At 30.3% G+C, this 18,370-nt stretch carries 16 protein-coding genes; 10 read left to right on the top strand and 6 right to left on the bottom strand.

Features of this window, described 5'->3' with window-relative positions:
- Window positions 1-10: 10 nt before the first annotated feature.
- The 9 genes from L8X33_RS06335 to L8X33_RS06295 all read left to right on the top strand — a co-directional run bounded on the left by L8X33_RS06335 (window position 11) and on the right by L8X33_RS06295 (window position 7,360).
- Window positions 11-907, top strand: a complete 897-nt coding sequence (locus L8X33_RS06335; protein ID WP_263662470.1) for a malate dehydrogenase — start codon at window positions 11-13, stop codon at window positions 905-907.
- 173 nt (window positions 908-1,080) lie between these two features.
- Window positions 1,081-1,395 carry a 4Fe-4S binding protein gene (locus L8X33_RS06330; RefSeq protein ID WP_133318853.1) on the top strand — a complete coding sequence of 105 codons (315 nt, stop codon included), beginning with the start codon at window positions 1,081-1,083 and terminating at the stop codon, window positions 1,393-1,395.
- 9 nt (window positions 1,396-1,404) lie between these two features.
- Window positions 1,405-2,529: a 2-oxoglutarate synthase subunit alpha gene (locus L8X33_RS06325; RefSeq protein WP_263670253.1), complete on the top strand. Its 1,125-nt coding sequence runs from the start codon at window positions 1,405-1,407 to the stop codon at window positions 2,527-2,529.
- 1 nt (window position 2,530) lies between these two features.
- Window positions 2,531-3,376 carry a 2-oxoglutarate ferredoxin oxidoreductase subunit beta gene (locus L8X33_RS06320; protein WP_133318855.1) on the top strand — a complete coding sequence of 282 codons (846 nt, stop codon included), beginning with the start codon at window positions 2,531-2,533 and terminating at the stop codon, window positions 3,374-3,376.
- Entirely contained in the window at window positions 3,373-3,930 is a 558-nt protein-coding gene (locus tag L8X33_RS06315; RefSeq protein WP_263660781.1) for a 2-oxoacid:acceptor oxidoreductase family protein, read from the top strand. Before L8X33_RS06320 ends, L8X33_RS06315 begins: the two co-directional genes overlap by 4 nt.
- An 83-nt stretch (window positions 3,931-4,013) precedes the next feature.
- On the top strand, window positions 4,014-5,723 hold the full coding sequence (locus tag L8X33_RS06310; protein WP_263660780.1) for an acetolactate synthase large subunit: 1,710 nt from the start codon (window positions 4,014-4,016) through the stop codon (window positions 5,721-5,723).
- Window positions 5,720-6,187 (top strand): acetolactate synthase small subunit, encoded by a 468-nt coding sequence (gene ilvN / locus L8X33_RS06305; protein ID WP_039626144.1) that lies wholly within the window; start codon window positions 5,720-5,722, stop codon window positions 6,185-6,187. The genes L8X33_RS06310 and ilvN overlap by 4 nt, the downstream gene beginning before the upstream one ends.
- Complete coding sequence (lpxD, locus tag L8X33_RS06300) at window positions 6,184-7,143, top strand: UDP-3-O-(3-hydroxymyristoyl)glucosamine N-acyltransferase (protein WP_263660779.1); 960 nt, start codon at window positions 6,184-6,186, stop codon at window positions 7,141-7,143. The genes ilvN and lpxD overlap by 4 nt, the downstream gene beginning before the upstream one ends.
- Window positions 7,136-7,360, top strand: a complete 225-nt coding sequence (locus L8X33_RS06295; RefSeq protein ID WP_133318859.1) for a hypothetical protein — start codon at window positions 7,136-7,138, stop codon at window positions 7,358-7,360. The genes lpxD and L8X33_RS06295 overlap by 8 nt, the downstream gene beginning before the upstream one ends.
- 1 nt (window position 7,361) lies before the next feature.
- Here the strand turns inward: L8X33_RS06295 and ccsA are convergent, their stop codons facing one another.
- From ccsA to ftnA, 6 genes are all read right to left on the bottom strand, one after another.
- Window positions 7,362-10,061 carry a cytochrome c biogenesis protein gene (gene ccsA / locus L8X33_RS06290; RefSeq protein ID WP_263660778.1) on the bottom strand — a complete coding sequence of 900 codons (2,700 nt, stop codon included), beginning with the start codon at window positions 10,059-10,061 and terminating at the stop codon, window positions 7,362-7,364.
- 9 nt (window positions 10,062-10,070) lie between these two features.
- On the bottom strand, window positions 10,071-10,670 hold the full coding sequence (locus L8X33_RS06285) for a SoxW family protein (RefSeq protein WP_263660777.1): 600 nt from the start codon (window positions 10,668-10,670) through the stop codon (window positions 10,071-10,073).
- A 56-nt stretch (window positions 10,671-10,726) separates the two neighbouring features.
- Complete coding sequence (locus tag L8X33_RS06280) at window positions 10,727-12,745, bottom strand: rhodanese-like domain-containing protein (RefSeq protein WP_412175228.1); 2,019 nt, start codon at window positions 12,743-12,745, stop codon at window positions 10,727-10,729.
- Between the two features lie 95 nt (window positions 12,746-12,840).
- On the bottom strand, window positions 12,841-14,778 hold the full coding sequence (locus L8X33_RS06275; protein ID WP_263660775.1) for a cytochrome c family protein: 1,938 nt from the start codon (window positions 14,776-14,778) through the stop codon (window positions 12,841-12,843).
- A gap of 182 nt (window positions 14,779-14,960) precedes the next feature.
- Window positions 14,961-15,596: a helix-turn-helix transcriptional regulator gene (locus L8X33_RS06270; RefSeq protein ID WP_220566402.1), complete on the bottom strand. Its 636-nt coding sequence runs from the start codon at window positions 15,594-15,596 to the stop codon at window positions 14,961-14,963.
- A gap of 105 nt (window positions 15,597-15,701) precedes the next feature.
- Window positions 15,702-16,196 carry a non-heme ferritin gene (gene ftnA / locus L8X33_RS06265; RefSeq protein ID WP_220566403.1) on the bottom strand — a complete coding sequence of 165 codons (495 nt, stop codon included), beginning with the start codon at window positions 16,194-16,196 and terminating at the stop codon, window positions 15,702-15,704.
- Between the two features lie 108 nt (window positions 16,197-16,304).
- Between ftnA and L8X33_RS06260 the strand changes: the two genes are divergently transcribed.
- On the top strand, window positions 16,305-18,344 hold the full coding sequence (locus tag L8X33_RS06260) for a KAP family NTPase (RefSeq protein WP_263660774.1): 2,040 nt from the start codon (window positions 16,305-16,307) through the stop codon (window positions 18,342-18,344).
- Window positions 18,345-18,370: the final 26 nt, after the last annotated feature.

Below are 18,370 nucleotides of genomic sequence, written 5' to 3'. Positions count from 1 at the left end.
AGGAGCTAAGATGAAAATTACCATCATAGGAGCAGGAAATGTCGGTGCAAGCATTGCTTATGCTTTAATTTTAAGAGAATTAATAGATGAGATTATATTGATTGATATTAATAAAGACTTGCTTTTTGCTAGAGAATTAGAACTAAGTCAAAGCATAGCTGCTTTTAATTTTGATATTAAAATAACTTGTACGGATGATTATACATACTCAAAAGATTCTCAAGTGGTTATTTTTAGTGCAGGTGTAGCTAGAAAAGAAGGTCAAAGTAGAGATGAGCTTTTTGCTATTAATTCTAAAATTATGCTTGAGTGTGCAAAAAATATTAAAAAATTTAACAACGATCCTTTGTTTATCATAGTAAGCAATCCTGTAGATTTTTTACTCAACGCTCTTTATGAAAGTAAATTATTTTCATTAAAAAAAATCATTGCTATGGCAGGTGTTTTAGATAATGCTAGATTTAAATACGAAGTGAGCAAAAAATTAGATATAAAAACTTCTTATATAGATACTAAGCTTATAGGTTTTCACAATGATAGTATGGTTTTGGTAAAATCTCAAAGTAAAGTGCAAAATAAAGCTTTAAGTGAAGTCTTAAATAAGCAAGATATTGTTCAAATTGAACAAGAGGTTAAAACCGGTGGTGCTAAAATTATAAAATATTTAAAAACTTCAGCCTATTTAGCTCCTGCTAGTGCTTGCGTGAGAATGATAGAGGCTTTAAAAAGTGGAGAATTTTTACCAGTATGTGTGATTTTAGATGGAGAATATGGCATAAGAGAAAAAGCTTTTGGAGTTATGGCAAGGATTAGTCTTGATGGGGTGCTTGAAACTTTAGAATTAAAATTAGACAATCAAGAACAAATTACATTAGAAAATTCTTTTATTCAGTATAATTATAAATAATTTTTTAGGAGTTTTTTACTCCTAATGTTACTTTGTGTTATAAAATCTTATTAGTTTTATTTTATCTTTTAAATAATATTTAATCATGCTATAAATTCGCTATAATAAAAAGTTTGTTTTAAAAATAATTTTTAATAAAAAATCATTAGAAAATTACAAAAAACTAGAAAGGAATATTAATGATTGCTCCAGAGAATACACCAGTTTGGGTTGATGAAGCAAGATGTAAGGCTTGTAATATCTGTGTTAGCTATTGTCCAGCCGGAGTTTTAGCAATGAGAGATGAAATCAGTGCAGTTTTAGGACAGATGATAGAAGTGGTTCATCCTGATTCTTGTATAGGCTGTAGTGAATGTGAAAGTCACTGTCCTGATTTTGCGATCTTTGTTGCCAAAAGAGATGAATTTAAATTTGCAAAGCTTACGCCAGAAGCTAAAGAAAGAGCACAAGCTGTTAAAGAAAATAAATACAAAAAACTAAATGCATAGGAAAACAAAATGAGAGAAGTTATATCAACAGGTAATGTTTTAGTAGCCAAAGCTGCGATTGATTGTGGCTGTAAATTTTTTGGTGGTTATCCAATTACCCCAAGTTCTGAAATAGCACATGAACTAAGCCATATGCTACCAAAAAATGATGGTACTTTTATACAGATGGAAGATGAAATTTCGGGTATTAGCGTGGCCTTAGGTGCTTCTATGAGTGGAGTAAAATCCATGACAGCAAGCAGCGGGCCGGGAATTTCTTTAAAAGCTGAACAAATTGGTTTGGGTTTTATAGCTGAAATTCCACTAGTAATTGTAAATGTTATGAGAGGTGGTCCTTCAACTGGTCTTCCAACAAGGGTTGCGCAAGGTGATTTATTTCAAGCAAAAGCTCCAACACATGGAGATTATGCAAGTATAGCTTTAGCTCCTGCTTCATTAGAGGAAGCTTACACTGAAACTATTAGAGCTTTTAATTTAGCTGAAAAATACATGACTCCAGTATTTTTGCTTTTAGATGAAACCATAGGACACATGAATGGTAAGGCAAAATTACCTGATTTAGAAGAATTAGAAATTATCAACCGCAAAAAATTTACGGGCGATAAAAAAGATTACAAACCTTATGCAGCAGGTGAAAATGAAGCTGCCATACTAAATCCTTTCTTTGAAGGTTATCGTTATCATATCACAGGACTTCATCATGGAGACATAGGCTTTCCAACAGAAGATGGAGCAATAGTAGATAAAAATATCAAAAGATTATTTGGTAAAATCAAAAATAATACTAATGAAATTTGTACTTATGAAGAGTTTATGTGTGATGATGCGCAGTTTTTAATCATCGCCTATGGTAGCGTTGCAAGATCTGCTAAAGAAGCTATTTTAAGACTTAGAGAAGAGGGTTTAAAAGTAGGGCTTTTTAGACCTATTACCCTTTATCCAGTTGCTGAGAAAAAAATAGCTCAAGTAGTATCTAAATTTGAAAAAGTTATGGTAAGTGAGCTTAATATGGGGCAATATTTAGAAGAAATTCAAAGAGTAAGTAAAAGAGATGATTTTATTAGCTTGCACCGTGCAAATGGTCGCCCTATAACCCCAAGTGAAATTATTGCTAAAGTAAAGGAGAATATATAAAATGGCTTTTAATTACGATGAATATTTAAGAGTAGATAAACTTCCAACACAATGGTGCTGGGGTTGTGGGGATGGTGTTGTTTTAAAAGCTATTATTAGAGCTATTCAAAAACTTGGCTGGAATATGGATGATGTTTGTTTAGTTTCTGGTATAGGTTGTAGTGGTAGAATGAGTTCTTATGTAAATTGCAATACAGTCCATACTACTCATGGTCGAGCTATTGCTTATGCAACAGGGATTAAACTAGCAAACCCTAAAAAACATGTAATCGTAGTAAGTGGGGATGGCGATACTTTAGCAATTGGTGGAAATCATACCATCCATGGATGTAGAAGAAATATAGATTTAACTCATATTTTAATCAATAATTTTATTTATGGTCTTACAAATTCACAAACTTCACCAACTACCCCACAAGGCTTTTACACTGTTACAGCTCAAGCAGGTAATATAGACCCAAATTTTGATGCTTGTGAGCTTACCAAAGCCGCTGGGGCTTCTTTTGTAGCAAGAACAAATGTTATAGAGGCAAATAAGCTTGAAAATATCATTTTTAAAGCTTTATCTCACAAAGGTTATAGTTTTGTAGATGTATTTTCAAACTGCCATATTAATCTAGGTAGAAAAAACAAAATGGGCGAAGCTGTAAGCATGCTTGATTGGATTAAAAATCGTTGTGTTGAAAAGTCTAAATTTGAACAATTAGACTATGAACAAAGAGCGGATAAATTCCCTACAGGAATTTTACACCAAGATGAAAGCAAAGCAGAATATTGTGAAGCTTATGAGGAAGTTAGAAGAGCCTTGAAAGAAAAAAGAATGGTTGATTTGGGAGTATTAAAATGAAATATCAATTAAGATTTTGTGGTGAAGGTGGACAAGGGGTTATCACTGCAGGTGAAATTCTAGCTAAAGCCGCCATTAAAGAAGGGCGTAATGCTTTTAAAGCTTCTACTTATACTTCTCAAGTTAGAGGTGGGCCAACTAAGGTTGATATTATCGTTGATGAAAATGAAATCTTTTTTCCTTATGCAGTGGAAGGTGAAGTTAGTTTTATGCTTTCAACTGCTGATAAAGGTTATCATAGTTTTAAAGACGGTGTTTGTGATGGTGGTGTTATAGTTATAGAGCCAAATTTAGTTCATCCAAGTAAAGAAGATTATACAAGATGGAAAATTTTTGAAATTCCTATTATTACTATAGCTAAAGAAGAAGTAGGGAATGTAGCTACTCAATCAGTCGTTGCTTTAGCTATAGCTGCTTATATGAGTAAATGTATTGATATTGATGCATTAAAACAAACTATGCTTGATATGGTACCTGCAAAAACTAAAGAGGCAAATGCAAAAGCTTTTGATTTGGGTATAGAATACGCTAAAAAAGCACAAGTAGTTTCTTGATTTTCAAGAAACTCTTTCTTGTAAAATAATATTTATTAAATTATCGTTATAATATTTTCCATTTTAAGCAAAAAGGTAAAATAATGAAAGAGCTAAATGGCTCGCAAATGATTTGTGAAGCATTAAAAGAAGAAAATGTTAAAGTAGTTTTTGGTTATCCTGGTGGTGCGGCTTTAAATATTTATGATGAAATTTACAAACAAACTCATTTTAAACACATTTTAGTCAGACACGAGCAAGCGGCCTTACATAGCGCTGATGCTTATGCTAGAATGAGTGGTAAAGTTGGTGTGGCAGTAGTTACAAGTGGACCTGGTTTTACTAATACAGTTACAGGTTTAGCTACCGCTTATAGTGATTCTATACCTTTGGTTTTAATTTCAGCTCAAGTTGCAAATTCTTTAATAGGAACAGATGCTTTTCAAGAAATCGATGCTATAGGTATTTCAAGACCTTGTGTAAAGCATAATTATTTAGTAAAAAATATCGAAGAATTACCTAAAATTTTAAAAGAAGCTTTTTATATTGCTACAACAGGTAGAAAAGGGCCTGTGCATATTGATATACCTAAAGATGTTACTGCTGCTATGGGTATATGGCATTATCCTAAAGAAATTTCTATGAAAACTTACAAGCCAACCTATAAAGGAAATATCAAGCAAATTAAAAAATTAGTAAGCTTGATTAAAAATGCTCAAAAACCTTTATTTTACCTAGGTGGAGGTTGTATAGCTTCTAATGCTAGTGACGAATTAAGAGATTTGATTCATTTTTGTCAAATTCCTGCAGTTGAAACTTTAATGGCTCTAGGGGCTTTAAGAAGTGATGATGAGCTTAATTTAAAAATGGCAGGTATGCACGGAAGTTATTGTGCAAATATCGCTTTAAGTGAGTGTGATTTACTCATTGCTGTGGGTGCTAGATTTGATGATAGGATTACTGGTAAAACAAGTGAGTTTGCCAAGGGTGCAAAAATCGTTCATATTGATATAGATCCAAGCTCTATTTCTAAAATTATCGAAGCGCATTTTCCTATAGTTGGGGATATTAAAAGTGTTATTTTAGATACCTTAGAAGAATTAAAAAAAGAAAGTTTTGACAACACAAAATACCAAGAATGGTTTAAAACTTTACAAAACTATCAACAATTATATCCTTTAATCTATGAAGATAGTGATGAAGTTTTAAAACCTCAATGGGTTATAGAAGAATGCGCTAGATTAGCTCCTGATGCAAGGATAATTACTGATGTGGGACAGCATCAAATGTGGGTAGCGCAATTTTATCCTTTTAATTATGCAAGACAACTTGCAACAAGCGGTGGGCAAGGAACTATGGGGTATTCTTTACCGGCTGCACTTGGGGCTAAATTAGCTGTCGGTGAAGAAGTTGTAATAAATTTTGTAGGTGATGGTTCTTTTTTAATGAATATACAAGAGCTAATGACAGCAAGTGCTTATGGAATTAAAGTGATTAATATCATTTTAAATAATTCTTTTTTAGGTATGGTAAGACAATGGCAAAGTATGTTTTATAAAGAAAGATTTTCTAATACAGATCTAACAAGTCAACCTGATTTTGTTACTATTGCTAAAGGTTTTCATTGTGAGGGTTATAATGTTTTTAATAAAGAAGAATTTCAAAAAGCTTTTAAAGTAGCCTTAGAATCTAAAAAAACTTGTGTTTTAAATGTAGCTATAGATCGTTATGAAGATGTATTACCTATGGTACCTGCGGGTGGAGCTATTTATAATATGATTTTACCTAGCTATAAAAACAAGGATAAAAAATGAAAAGAAGAGTAATTTCTGTCATTGTATTAAATGAGCATGGGGTATTATCACGCGTTGTCGGGCTTTTTTCAGGACGCGGTTATAATATAGAATCTCTTACGGTTGCTCCACTTGATGATAAAGAATTCTCAAGGATAAATATCGTTACTTTAGGCGATGAAAAAGTTTTTGAGCAAATCATAAAACAACTTCATAAACTCATACCTACTTATAAGGTAATTGATTCTAGTGATTTTATAGAAAAAGAAACAGCTTTGGTAAAGATTGCTTTAAATGAAAATTTTGCAGGTTTAGATGCCATATTAAAAGCTTATAATGGCAGTGTGACTTATAGTGATGATGAGTTTATTATAGTAATGGCAAGTGATGATGCAAAAAATATCGATAACTTTTTAAAAACTATGAAAAAGTATAATCCTATTAGTGTAGTTAGAAGTGGTTCTATTTTAATGGAGGTAAAATGAAAATTAGTGAAATTGCTAAATTTTTAGGCATAGAATATTACGGAGATGATATAGAAATTACAGCTTTAAATTCATTAAATAATGCAAGTTTTACTGAACTTAGTTATTGCGATGGAGAAAAAAACTCTAAAAAAATTGCAAGCAGTGGAGCTGGAGCTATATTAGTCTCAAAAGAATTTGAAAATTTAGTTTCAAAAGATTGTGTTAAATTAGTTGTTGATAATCCACATTTATCTTTTGCGCTTTTAAGTAAGCTTTTTGCTAAACCTTTAATTTCTAGTGAAAAGAAAAATTCTAAAATTGCTAAAAGCGCTAAGATTATGCCAAATGTTTATATTGGAGAAAATGTCCAAATAGCTGATCATGTAGTGATAATGGCAGGAGCTTATATAGGCGATAATGTAAGTATAGGTGAATATACTACAATCCATCCAAATGTTGTGATTTATAATGACACTAAAATAGGTAAAAAATGTCATTTGCTAGCAAATTGTGTAATAGGTAGTGATGGCTTTGGTTATGCGCATACAAAAAATGGCGAGCATTATAAGATTTATCACAATGGGAATGTTATTTTAGAAGATTTTGTGGAAGTTGGAGCTTGCACGACTATTGATAGAGCGGTTTTTGAAAGCACTATCATAAAGCAAGGTACAAAGATTGATAATCTTGTTCAAGTAGGGCATAATTGTGAAGTGGGGGAGAATTGTCTTATAGTAGCTCAAAGTGGAATTTCAGGCTCAAGTATTTTGGGTAAAAATGTCACCATGGGTGGACAAAGCGCTACAAGCGGACATTTAGAAATAGGAGATTTTGCTACCATAGCAGCAAGAGGTGGGGTCACTAAAAATTTAGAAGGTGCTAGGGTTTATGGTGGTTTTCCTATTATGCTTCAAAAAGATTGGTTGAAATTTCAAGCAAAAATTATCACAGCTTTTAGGGATAAACATGAGTAAAAAAATATTTAAAACTATAGAATTACATGGCAGTAAAAGTGGAGAAATAAGCCTTTGTAATCTTTCTAATCCTTATGGTATAGGAAGCAATGATGTCTTAAGTATAGGTGTGGCTTTAAAAAAAGAAAATGGAATAGATTGGAAAGTTCATATTCCTTATGAAAATTTAAAAGATCTTATCCATGCACTTCAAGAAATAGAAAAAAGCAAAGCCTAGTTTAAAAACTAGGCGTATTTAAATCCCTTTTTCTTCCTGCGTTAATAATTAAAACAAAATTAAGCACAATCAAAACATACACAAAAGTTGGTATAGGAAAAGCGTCACCATTTGCATAAGAATGGAGCCCAGAAAGATAAAAATTTACTCCAAAATAAGTCATTAATATGCTATAAAAGGCTAAAACACTAGCACTTGCAAAAACAAAAATAAAATAAGTTTTAAAAATAAATCTTAAGTGCAATACTATAGTATAAACTACAATAGAAATCAAAGCCCAAGTTTCTTTTGGATCCCAACCCCAATATCTTCCCCAGCTTTCATTGGCCCAAACTCCACCTAAAAAATTTCCTATTGTAAGCATTGCAAGCCCTATTATCATAGACATTTCATTAACGCAGTGTAATTTAACGATGTTTAAATCTATATTTTTATTTTTACCCCTTAAAGCAAAAAGAATTAAACTCAAAATCCCTATAATAAAACAAAGTGCTAAAAATCCATAACTTGCTGTTATAATAGAAACATGAATATTAAGCCAATATGATTTTAAAACAGGTGCTAAATTCCCAATTTGAGGATCCATAAAGCCAAGATGAGCTACAAAAAGCGAAATGCCTGCTAAAAAACTCGCACCACATAAAGCTAAGAGTGATTTTCTAAAAAATATCACAGCACTCATCGCACAAGCAAAAGCTATATAAATCATGCTTTCATAAGCATTACTCCAAGGAGCATGCCCACCTACATACCAACGAATGATTAAAGCTAGTGCATGTATGATTACACATATACTTAAAATGATGTAAAAAAATCTATATACAAAGGCAGATAAAGAAATATTTTTTAATATAGTATAAAAACTTAAAAAGAAAAACACTAACGCAAAGCTAATATAAACAAAAGTTAGATTATTAAAGATATTGTAATGATTAAGCAGTATTTCAAGATTTAATCTTTCTTTTGGCGGTAAAACACTACTTCCATAGTGATTTTGAAAATCTTTTAAAGATTGCAAAAATTCATTTGCATCTTGCCATTGATTATTTTCAACACCATTGCGAACTTGTAAAAAATAGCTAACTAAAAGCATTTGTAAACGCTCTACATCTTCTTTTGCAAAAGGTAAAATTTGCACCGGAGAATACCACTTTAAACTTTGCTCATTAATATCAGGAAAAATAGTTAAAGCTTGACCGCTATAAATATAATATGCATGATTTATTTTTTCATCTAAGGCTAGCAAATCTTTATCAAAGCTAGTTCTTAATGAAGGCTTTTTGCGGTTAGCTTCTTCAACATAATTACTAAGTTTATATACCCCATTATCAAACACATCATCAAATGCTATGTATTTTTCATTTATATCTGCGCCTATTAATTCTCTTAGCTTGCTTGTTTTTGTAGCTATCATTTTGATTTTTCTAAATTCTTTAGGATAAATCATCATTGCTAGAAAAATTTGATCATAGTGAAGATTTAAAAAATTTTCTTTTTGAGTGATTTTATAAATAAATTCCATTGCCAAAGTATCTAAAGGTTTGATTCTACCATTATGATCTTGTACAAGTAATTTTGCAAAATTTAAAGAATGCTCATAGGAATTTTTTTGTAAATTTGAGATTAAATTTAAAATTTCACTTTTATTTTCTTGTGCAAAAAGCGAAGTTTGTGAATTTGCAAAAAGCAAAATAAACAATATAAAACTTTGGCCTTTTTTTAAGTAAATGTTTAAACGATGAAATCTTGAGTTTTTGTCAAATAAAACCCATAAAAATCCTAAAATCAATAAAGTATAACCTATATAAGTAGGGATTTTACCAGGATCTTTATTGACTGAAAGTATAGTGCCTTGCTCATCTTGATCATAAGAACTTTGAAAAAATCTATATCCACCATAATCAAGAACATTATTCATAAAAATATCATAATCTAACTCAATATTGTTTTGCTTATCTATGATTTGAATTTTTGAAGTATAAGAAGATGGACTCATAGAACCTAAATAACGCTCTAGTATAAAATCTTTTAAGTGTAATGCAAAAGGAAGCTTAATTTCTCTTGGCCCCCAATTGATAGTAAAATTTTTTCCCTGTAAGTTAAAATGCACTGCTTGTTTGTTTGTAAAATTTGGATTTAAGATTATTTGTGTATTTGCTTTTTGATAATTAATATTTAATTTTAAGCTAGCAGGTGTGATAGAGTCTTTTTGTGGAGTGTATTTGATAGAGCTTATGATTAATTTTTCGCCATTTAAGTCAATAGTTTTTTTAAAATGCTTTTGAGTTAGCGGGGTAAAGCTAATAGGAAATTCAAAACTGGCATTAGTATCAAAATCAGTAATTTTTATAAATTCTTCTCTAGTAACTATGGTACTCGAGCTTTGATTTTCTCTTATATGCATTCCACCTTCTAAGCCAAAATATCTAGTAAGTCCAGCACCGATTAAAATCACTATAAAAGATAAATGTAAAAGCAAGATAGAGTATTTTTTCTTTTGAAAAAGCTTGTTACAAAATATCACTCCGATTAAATTTAAACCTAGTAATAAATGCAACATATCAAACCAAGCATTATTATAAATTAAAGCTTTAGCTGCACTAATACCAAAATCATTTTCTATAAAGGTTGCCACAGCACAAGCTATGGCATATATGCTCATTAGCAAAAAACTCATTGCAAAAGAAAAAAAATACTGCATTTTTAACCTTTAAATATTATTTTCTTTATAAAAATGTATGAGTTTTTGTGCTATGGTTGCTTCGTCTAAATTTTGATTTTCTTTTTGATTTAAAAACTCCATTGTAGCGCTTAGTCTTTTTGCGCTAATAAAACCAGGATAATTTAGCAAAGTTTGGCTATTTTTGTTTAAAATTACAATAGTAGGGGTGGCTACTATATCATAAATACTAGAAAGTTCAGCTGTACTTAAGTCACTTTTATGGTTTTTATAAAATGTATGAATTTTTTTATAGCTTATATTTATATAATATGAGCTGTATTTGTCTTTTATAAGTTCTTGTATTTTTTTATCATTTTTAATTTCTTCTTTTAATTTATCACAATAAAGGCAGTGATTTGCGCTGAAAATGATTAAAATGTTTTTATCATCACTTTTTATATTTGCATTATCTTTAAATAAATGAGCTATTTCTTCATAAGATTTTTTATCTAAATCATTTGCTTTTTGTAAATTTTCTTTAGAAAATTGTGTACCGCTTGAGATTAAATTAGAATCAAGTTTTTCTTCATTAGAACAAGCTATAAAAAAAATACTTAAAAAACTAAGTGAGAGTATTGTTTTAAACATTTAAAATCCTTGAAAAAATTAGAAAAAGTCCTTATTCGCTATTATAGCGAATAAGGTTATAAGATAGTGTTAAAGAAAGTATAAAGCATTAAAAATAAAAATACCAAACCAGTGATTAGCATTGCAAATCCTGCAAGTTTAGCTAGCCATTGATATGCTTTGAAGTTACTTTTATTTTCATATAAAGTGCTTAATTTTCCACTTTCTTTTAAGCGTTTATACCATACATTTCTTTCTTGTTTAATCTCTTCTTCGCTAATACTTCCTGAAAAAATCACCATATCCATAGGGAAGCGATCTGCTCTAAAATGCGTATTAAAGAAGTGAATTGCAAAAATAAATCCTGTAGCAAGTAAAGCTTCATCAGAGTGAAGTAGGGTTGCTAAGTTGATTGCTTCACCTGGTAAAAATTTACCAAAGAAAGCAGGAAACCATAAAATAAGCCCTGAAATACCAATGATAAACATACCCCAAAATACTGCTAGATAGTCAAATTTTTCCCAATAAGTCCAGCGGTCAAATTGCGGTCTTGGTCCAAAACCAAAGAACCATTTAAAATGATCTTTCATATCTTTAAAATCTTGCCAATTTGGCATTAAAGAATCAGGCCCAAAAGTAGCTTTTAAAACTTTCATAAAGCTTATTTTGCCAGTTATTGGATCCCTTGCTACATCACGGCGTTTCCAATTTACGATGATGATTTCTCCAATGTGAGAGAAAAATACTGCAAACATTACTATGGCTGAAATATGATGTATGGTTGCAGCGTTAATGATATCTCCACCCATTAAATCAATCATAGGTTTAGCCCATGCTGAATCATAGAATTTTTGCGGTAAGCCTGAGAATGCAAGACCCAAAAAGCTAACTGCCATAAAAAAATGCTGAATTCTATGAAAAGTGCTAAATCTTCTTACTCTTACTTTATCTTCATGTGCTGCTTTTCTTGCTTCTTTCCATTCTTTAGGATATTTTATACGCATAGCAATTAAACGCAAGCACCAAAGTATAGTATGGGCTCCAAAGAAAACAAATACAGAAATGACCAAAATAGTCATGAATATATAAGCACCATGTAATCCAGGATATTTTTCGCCATCACTATGATCAGCATGTGCCATCCAATTTGCGAAATTTTCATTTGCATTTGGGTGGCATGATTTGCAAGTTTGAACACGGTTAATTGGCGAGAGAGTTGAGCTTCTTTCGCTTGATTTTAAAATATTATGTTTTCCATGACAATCAGAACAAGTAGCAACACTTGGAGTTTCACCTGGAGTGCTTAAAAACATACCTTTACCATGAAAAGTCATATGAAAAGTTGCACTTTTTTGTTTATGACATTGTGTGCATTTTTGATCAACTAATTGTTTTTGTGAATAAATTCCTGAATGTTTTGGGGTAATATGAATAGAGTGACAAGTTGCACAAGATGGTTTTTCTTTTTTCTTTTGCATATCTTGAGCGGGTAAGAACTCTTGCACCCCATGAGCGCTTTTTGCTAAAGCATTGCTTGCTTTTTCATGACAAGTTGCACATTTTTGATTGATTAGGTTTTTATTTGCTGCAATATCAGCTCTAATGCCTTTACCTTTTTGAGCATGACAATCACGACAAGATGGGGTGTTGCTAAATTTAAATCTTGAGTGGATAGTGTCTTTAAATTCGATAATTTCTTTAGCTTTTTCCCATTTAACTGTGTCTATTTTTTCAACTTTTCTACCTGAAGTTACCCATGATTCTATACCATCAAGCATTACAACAGAGTTTTTATAGCCAAGTTCTATAGCAACTGCAGCTGCTTGAGAAGCTTCAAATCTAAAACGATTTAAACCATAAAATACTAAATTTGCATTTTTATCATTAGGTAATAAATTTTGCCAATTTTCCACATAGGTTGATATGGAATTAGGTATATAACCATTAGCTTGTCTATCTTGCTCTGAATTGACATCAAAAAAATAAGTATTGTTTTGATCTAGCATTTCTTGAGCTTGTGCTAAGCTAATGCTTTTTACACCTTCTATTGAGCCTATTTCTCCATTAGCCTCAGCAAAAATAAATCCTGATGGCATAAAAAGAGTAAAAAGCACAATAAAAAGTCGAGTAATTAAATTTTTCAAGACTAGCTCCTTATTTTAAGGAAGAATTTTTCATTCTTCCTTTGTTTTTATTTACTATTTAGGATATTTTGTGCTTCTTGGATATAAATTAAAGCTTCTTCTATGATTTTCTTAGAATAAGCAGGTCCATGAACACCCCAAGAACCATCTTTTTCTAGTCTATCAGCTATGGCTTGAGCTTGATTAGTTAGGCTTAATACTTTTGATTTTTGCTCTATTGAAAGTTTATTTTTTTCAGCAAAAGTTTTATCAATATTTGCTATGCCTTTTCTAATTTTCTCATATCCTTCTTTAACAGGGTTTTGCCACTGCATTACTTTATCATAAATCATTTCTTGATTGCTAAAGTGAAGTTTTTCAGGTAAGGTTGATTGTACAGGACTATGACAACCACTTGCACCAGGACCCATTAGGTTAATATCACTAAAACTAGTTCTACCACAACTCCACATTAAATCAAGGAAAAATCTACCTTCATCATCTCTAGCTATAGTCCAACCACCAACTTTAGGCGATCTTTCTTTACCTTCTGGTGGATTAAGTGTTTTTGCGGTTTTATCTACTTTGATATTCCAAATATGTGAAGCTCTAACATTATCAAATCCACCTTTATCAGGGTTTTGAACCGCTCCAAAGTTTTCGCAACTCATCATATTTGGCATGTGACAAGCTGTACAGTTATCTTTTGCGTGAATTCCACCTTTTTTGAAAAAGCTTGCTTGAGTTTCATGACAATCTTTGCAAGTTTTTTTAAGTTTTGTTTTAGTATAACCGCTTTTCCAATCATTAAAAGTTACTTCATGTGGATCATGACAAGTATTACATCTCATACCCTTATCGTAGTGTGCTGAAGAATACATTTGAGCACCTTCTGTTCCACACGCAGGACAACTTGATTTAAAATATGCGTTGAAAGGTTTTCTAGGATTGATTTTAGCATCGGTTTCATTATATGAAAATCTTTGATGACATCTTTCACAATTTGATGGCATGCCTGCACCTCTTGCTCCATAAAGATGTGCTCCAGCCCCATGGCATTCCTCGCAAGTAATACCTTTTGAGATGGTATGTTTTTGAAGTTCTTTTGGATTACCTAGTGCTTTGTAAAATTCTTCCTTACTCTTAAAATCAAATTTAAAAGTATGACAGGTTTCACAATATGCAGTAGCAGGTTGAAAAACTGCTTTTTCTTTATAAGTTGCAGCATAAGAGTTTGTTCCCCATACTTGAGAGCCATTTCCTCCAAAATCTTCCATTTTAGTAGGAAAACCAGGTGCAAATGCAGCTATTTTTTGTGCCATTTCAGGGGTTAAAAACTCACTCCAAAGTCTTGAAAATTGATTGCCTCCAGCGGTTAATTTACCACTTAAATCACTCAAATTTCCATCTTCAACATGGTAAGTTCCACGCACAAGCCATCTATCTATAAAACCATATTTTGTTCTTGGTGTTCCAATGAGAGCATAAACATCATTTGGATAAATTCCATCGGGTAAAATAGTAGCTTGAGAATTATACATAGGTTTTTTCAAACCTTCAGCTCCACCAACTTCTTCCATTTCATGTGGAAAACGCACGGTTTTTGCATGACGAGAGCGCTCCCAAGAAGCATATTGAGCAGGATGGCATTCGCCACATTTTTTTGGACCCACAAATTTGTTTGGAAAGTCCAAAAAAGATTCATAAGGCAAACGATAGGTAATAGAGGCTTGTTTTAAATCATGCTCGGCAGCAAATTTAGCTCCATTTTGATTTGCAACCCAATTTTCAGTTCTATCACTATGGGTAAATTTACCCACCAAACGCCCTTCTTTTTCATATTTAAAAATAGGGTGATTTTTATAAAGATAATCAAAAAATGCATCTTCTTGAGCCACATAACCATCAAGGGTTCTAGGCTCTGAAGAAGCAAAAGCTTGTGTAGTCAAACTAATGCCCAATGCTAAACAAGCATAAGTGGCGACTTTAGCTAGTTTATGTTTCATAACTTCCCTTTCATGTAGTTTTATTAAAAGATAAAAACACTCTTATTTATTATCTATTAACTTTTAAAACATAATTTTGACTATTTTTTAATAAAAATTAACTTAAAAATATAATTTATTAACTTTTTATTAATTTAAATAATAAAAATTATCATATAGAAAAAGAAGTTATTTGCTAAATATTAAATTCTACTAATAGTCCCCACTACCTTACCTACAATTAAAAAGTCTCCATTTTGATAATGAACATCCGCATAACTTAGGTTAAAAGAGTGTAAATAAACTCCGCCTTTATTGCTTTTAAAAATTTGTTTGATAAATAAACCATCTCTAGTATTTACTGCAAAAACTCCACCTTCTTTAAAGCTTTTGCTTTTATCTACTAAACACAAAGAATCATCTTTGATTTCAGGCTCCATGCTATCGCCTATACATGGGATGATATCACAATCTTTAGAGCCAAAAAAATCACTTAGTTTTTCATCTATAATCACTTCTGAAAAACTTACATTATCATTTAAAGCTCCACCTCCCATAGAAGCATTAACATCATAATATTTTAAAACATTATAGTTTAGATCATGCGTTAGAGTATTGCTCTCAAGGGAATCTTCATAAAAAAACGCATTGATATTGATATTTCTCTCATTTAAAAAATGAAGTATTTGTTTATAAGGTATGGAATTTCTAAATTTCATACTATAAAAGGTATCAGGATTGATATTTAGCATCTTAGCTACATCAGAATCTTTGGCGTTTTTTATTCCTTCTTTTTGGAGTATAAATTTTAATTTATCAGTAATTTCATTCATTTGCATAAAAATCCTTTTAAATAAAAAGTATTTTAGCAAATTTACTTTTATTTTGCAAGAATTCTTTTAAATTAAAAGATATTTAGCTTCCAAATTTATGGAAGCTAAAAATTATTTATTAGTCAGACTTTTGATGTATTGATCTACCATGTATAAGCCATTGCCATTATCGCTTATGAGTTTGATTTTATCTACTATACCTCTAAAAAGCGCTTCCTCTTCGTGTTGTTCGCTTACATACCATTGTAGAAAATTAAAAGTAGAATAATCTTTACTTGAAAGCATAAAATCTACAAGATTATTAATAGAAGCAGTGATACTTTGCTCATGCTCAAAAGTTTTTTCAAATACATCAAGCAATGATTTAAAATCACTATCAGGTTTTTTAACTTCTTTTAATTCTACTTTAGAATCAGTTTCATTCAAATAAGTGATGAGTTTTCTAGCATGATCACTTTCTTCTCTTGCATGCTCGAACAAAAACGCCCCTGCACCATCAAAACTATGCTCATAGCACCATGAACTCATACTCAAATACAAATTTGCTGCATACATTTCTTTATTAATTTGCTCATTTAATAAAGCTACTACTTCTTTTGAAAGCATTTTCTCTCCTTTTTTTAATAATGGATTTTATAATGATATATTTTAAAGTTTAATTTATACTAAATTTATATTTTATGTATAATTACGCTAAAAAATAAAGAGTAAAAAATGCAAATAAATACTTTTAAAGTTGATAAAGCTATAACAAGCAAAAATGAAGATTTATTTAGTAGAAGAGAAAATGCTACTACACTAGCGAAAATTATAAAAAGTTATCAAGATGAAGATAGTATTTCTATAGGTATTATAGGGGATTGGGGTAGTGGAAAAACTTCGTTTATAAATATGGTTTTAGAAGATTTTAAAGATGATGTAAATTTCATTATAATAAATTTCAATCCTTGGAACATCTCTACTAGAAAACAGCTTATTAGTGATTTTTTTACAAAACTTTCTGCTGAAATAGGAAGGACAGATTCTTCTGAGCAGTATCAAAAATTAAGCGATGGTTTAAAAGCTTTATCTTATATATTTAAACCACTGAAATTTATACCTGGACTAGATGTTTTTGCTAGTATTGCTTCTGAAGTAAGTGGTAATATTGGCAATGCTCTTCAAAAAACAGCCGAGATGACAAAAGAAAATTTAGATGACACTAGAGAAAAAATCAATAATGAAATAAAGAATATAGGTAAAAAAATAATCATAGTTATTGATGATCTTGATAGATTAGCCGATACAGATATACAAGAAATTTTTCAACTTGTTAAATCTATAGCAGATTTTAAAAATACTATATATATTCTTGCTTATGATAATGAAGTAGTCGCTACAGCCTTAGATAAGATTCAAAAAGATAAAGGTGAAAGATATATAGAAAAAATAGTGCAAGTACCTATAGTGCTACCTAAATTAAATAAAGCTGATTTAACAGCGATTTTTATGCAAAAAATAGAACAATTTAGCTTTGTTTATGAAAAATTCGATAAAAATGAATTTATACAGAATTTAAAAACAAATCATTTTGTAGGTGTTTTTGAAAATATAAGAGATATTAATAGATACTTAAATGTTTTAAAATTTGAAATGAGTGTGATAAAACAAGAGTTATATTTATATGATTTTGCTGTGATTACTTTGTTTAAACTTTTCGAACCAAAATTTTATGAGTTTATTTATAACTATTCTGAATTTTTCAAAAGAACCGCTTTAGATTCTGATGAAAAAAACAAAGAACTTCAAAAATCCACATACACCAATTTTATTGATGAACAAATAAAATGCCTAAATAAGTTAAATAAAGAAGTTGTTAAAAATTTGTTAATTTCTGTATTTCCCAAAATAGATGATTTATACAATAGGGATTTTTCTAATTCAAAGGATAGAAGTGATTATAAATATAAACACAGATTAGCTTATTCGGATTATTTTCAAGATTATTTTGTATTAAATTTCGCAGAAAATGTTATCAGAAAAGAAACTATAGATAAAATTTTAGAGGCAAATTCACACCAAGAGTATGATGATATTTTTAATGAGTATGACTTAAAAGAACTTGAAAGATTTAAACATTTAGCTTTTAAAATGAGCATTTATACTAAAGACTTTAAAAGCAGTGAATTTATTTATTATCTTTGGAGTATTTTTGATGAATTTTATGGAGAAAAAGATTTTAATAAATGCAGAGCTTATTTGGAAATATTTTCCATTTTTAAAGAAAAGGAAAATATAGTTAGCGATAAATTGCTTGATGATACCTATTCACTAGATGTAAGAATGCTATTTATATATAGTTGCAACTTCTCTAATGAAGCTCAAGAGTATATTTATGAAAAAGAGTTAAAAATACTATTAGAAAAACTACTCCGAGAAAATAATGAAAGTATAAAAGAAAAGATACTCGAGTATTTTATTGTTATTGAAAGATTTTCTATTTTTTGCATAAAAAAAACCTTTAGAATTTTTGCTCAAAATTCAAAAATATTTTTCTTGATTTTGGAAAAATTTGCAAGAAAGGATAATAATAATCAAAAATATATAAGTCAGTACTTTCCAGGATTTATTAGATCTGAAGAATTAAAAACTATGATCGAAGAAACTTTTAAAAATCCTACTGATGAACAAAAAGAGCTTATAGAATTTTATAAAAATGACTTACAAAAAAAAGCTTCGTGGTATATTAATCCAAGAGGATATGTTGAAAAATAATTTTATTTTGCTTAAAATTGTAAGTT

Source organism: Campylobacter sp. CNRCH_2014_2849 (genome assembly GCF_025772845.1).
GTDB classification, from domain to species: Bacteria; Campylobacterota; Campylobacteria; order Campylobacterales; family Campylobacteraceae; genus Campylobacter_D; species Campylobacter_D lari_D.
Note: the sequence above shows the minus strand (reverse complement) of the source record. Positions and strands in the feature narration are given on the sequence as shown.

Bases quoted from the DNA above. Each gene is read 5' to 3' on its own strand.
- L8X33_RS06335 (WP_263662470.1), top strand. From the start codon at position 11: ATGAAAATTACCATCATAGGAGCAGGAAATGTCGGTGCAAGCATTGCT.
- L8X33_RS06325 (WP_263670253.1), top strand. From the start codon at position 1,405: ATGAGAGAAGTTATATCAACAGGTAATGTTTTAGTAGCCAAAGCTGCG.
- L8X33_RS06320 (WP_133318855.1), top strand. From the start codon at position 2,531: ATGGCTTTTAATTACGATGAATATTTAAGAGTAGATAAACTTCCAACA.
- L8X33_RS06315 (WP_263660781.1), top strand. From the start codon at position 3,373: ATGAAATATCAATTAAGATTTTGTGGTGAAGGTGGACAAGGGGTTATC.
- L8X33_RS06310 (WP_263660780.1), top strand. From the start codon at position 4,014: ATGAAAGAGCTAAATGGCTCGCAAATGATTTGTGAAGCATTAAAAGAA.
- ilvN (WP_039626144.1), top strand. From the start codon at position 5,720: ATGAAAAGAAGAGTAATTTCTGTCATTGTATTAAATGAGCATGGGGTA.
- lpxD (WP_263660779.1), top strand. From the start codon at position 6,184: ATGAAAATTAGTGAAATTGCTAAATTTTTAGGCATAGAATATTACGGA.
- L8X33_RS06295 (WP_133318859.1), top strand. From the start codon at position 7,136: ATGAGTAAAAAAATATTTAAAACTATAGAATTACATGGCAGTAAAAGT.
- ccsA (WP_263660778.1), bottom strand. From the start codon at position 10,061: ATGCAGTATTTTTTTTCTTTTGCAATGAGTTTTTTGCTAATGAGCATA.
- L8X33_RS06285 (WP_263660777.1), bottom strand. From the start codon at position 10,670: ATGTTTAAAACAATACTCTCACTTAGTTTTTTAAGTATTTTTTTTATA.
- L8X33_RS06280 (WP_412175228.1), bottom strand. From the start codon at position 12,745: ATGCCATCAGGATTTATTTTTGCTGAGGCTAATGGAGAAATAGGCTCA.
- L8X33_RS06275 (WP_263660775.1), bottom strand. From the start codon at position 14,778: ATGAAACATAAACTAGCTAAAGTCGCCACTTATGCTTGTTTAGCATTG.
- L8X33_RS06270 (WP_220566402.1), bottom strand. From the start codon at position 15,596: ATGCAAATGAATGAAATTACTGATAAATTAAAATTTATACTCCAAAAA.
- ftnA (WP_220566403.1), bottom strand. From the start codon at position 16,196: ATGCTTTCAAAAGAAGTAGTAGCTTTATTAAATGAGCAAATTAATAAA.
- L8X33_RS06260 (WP_263660774.1), top strand. From the start codon at position 16,305: ATGCAAATAAATACTTTTAAAGTTGATAAAGCTATAACAAGCAAAAAT.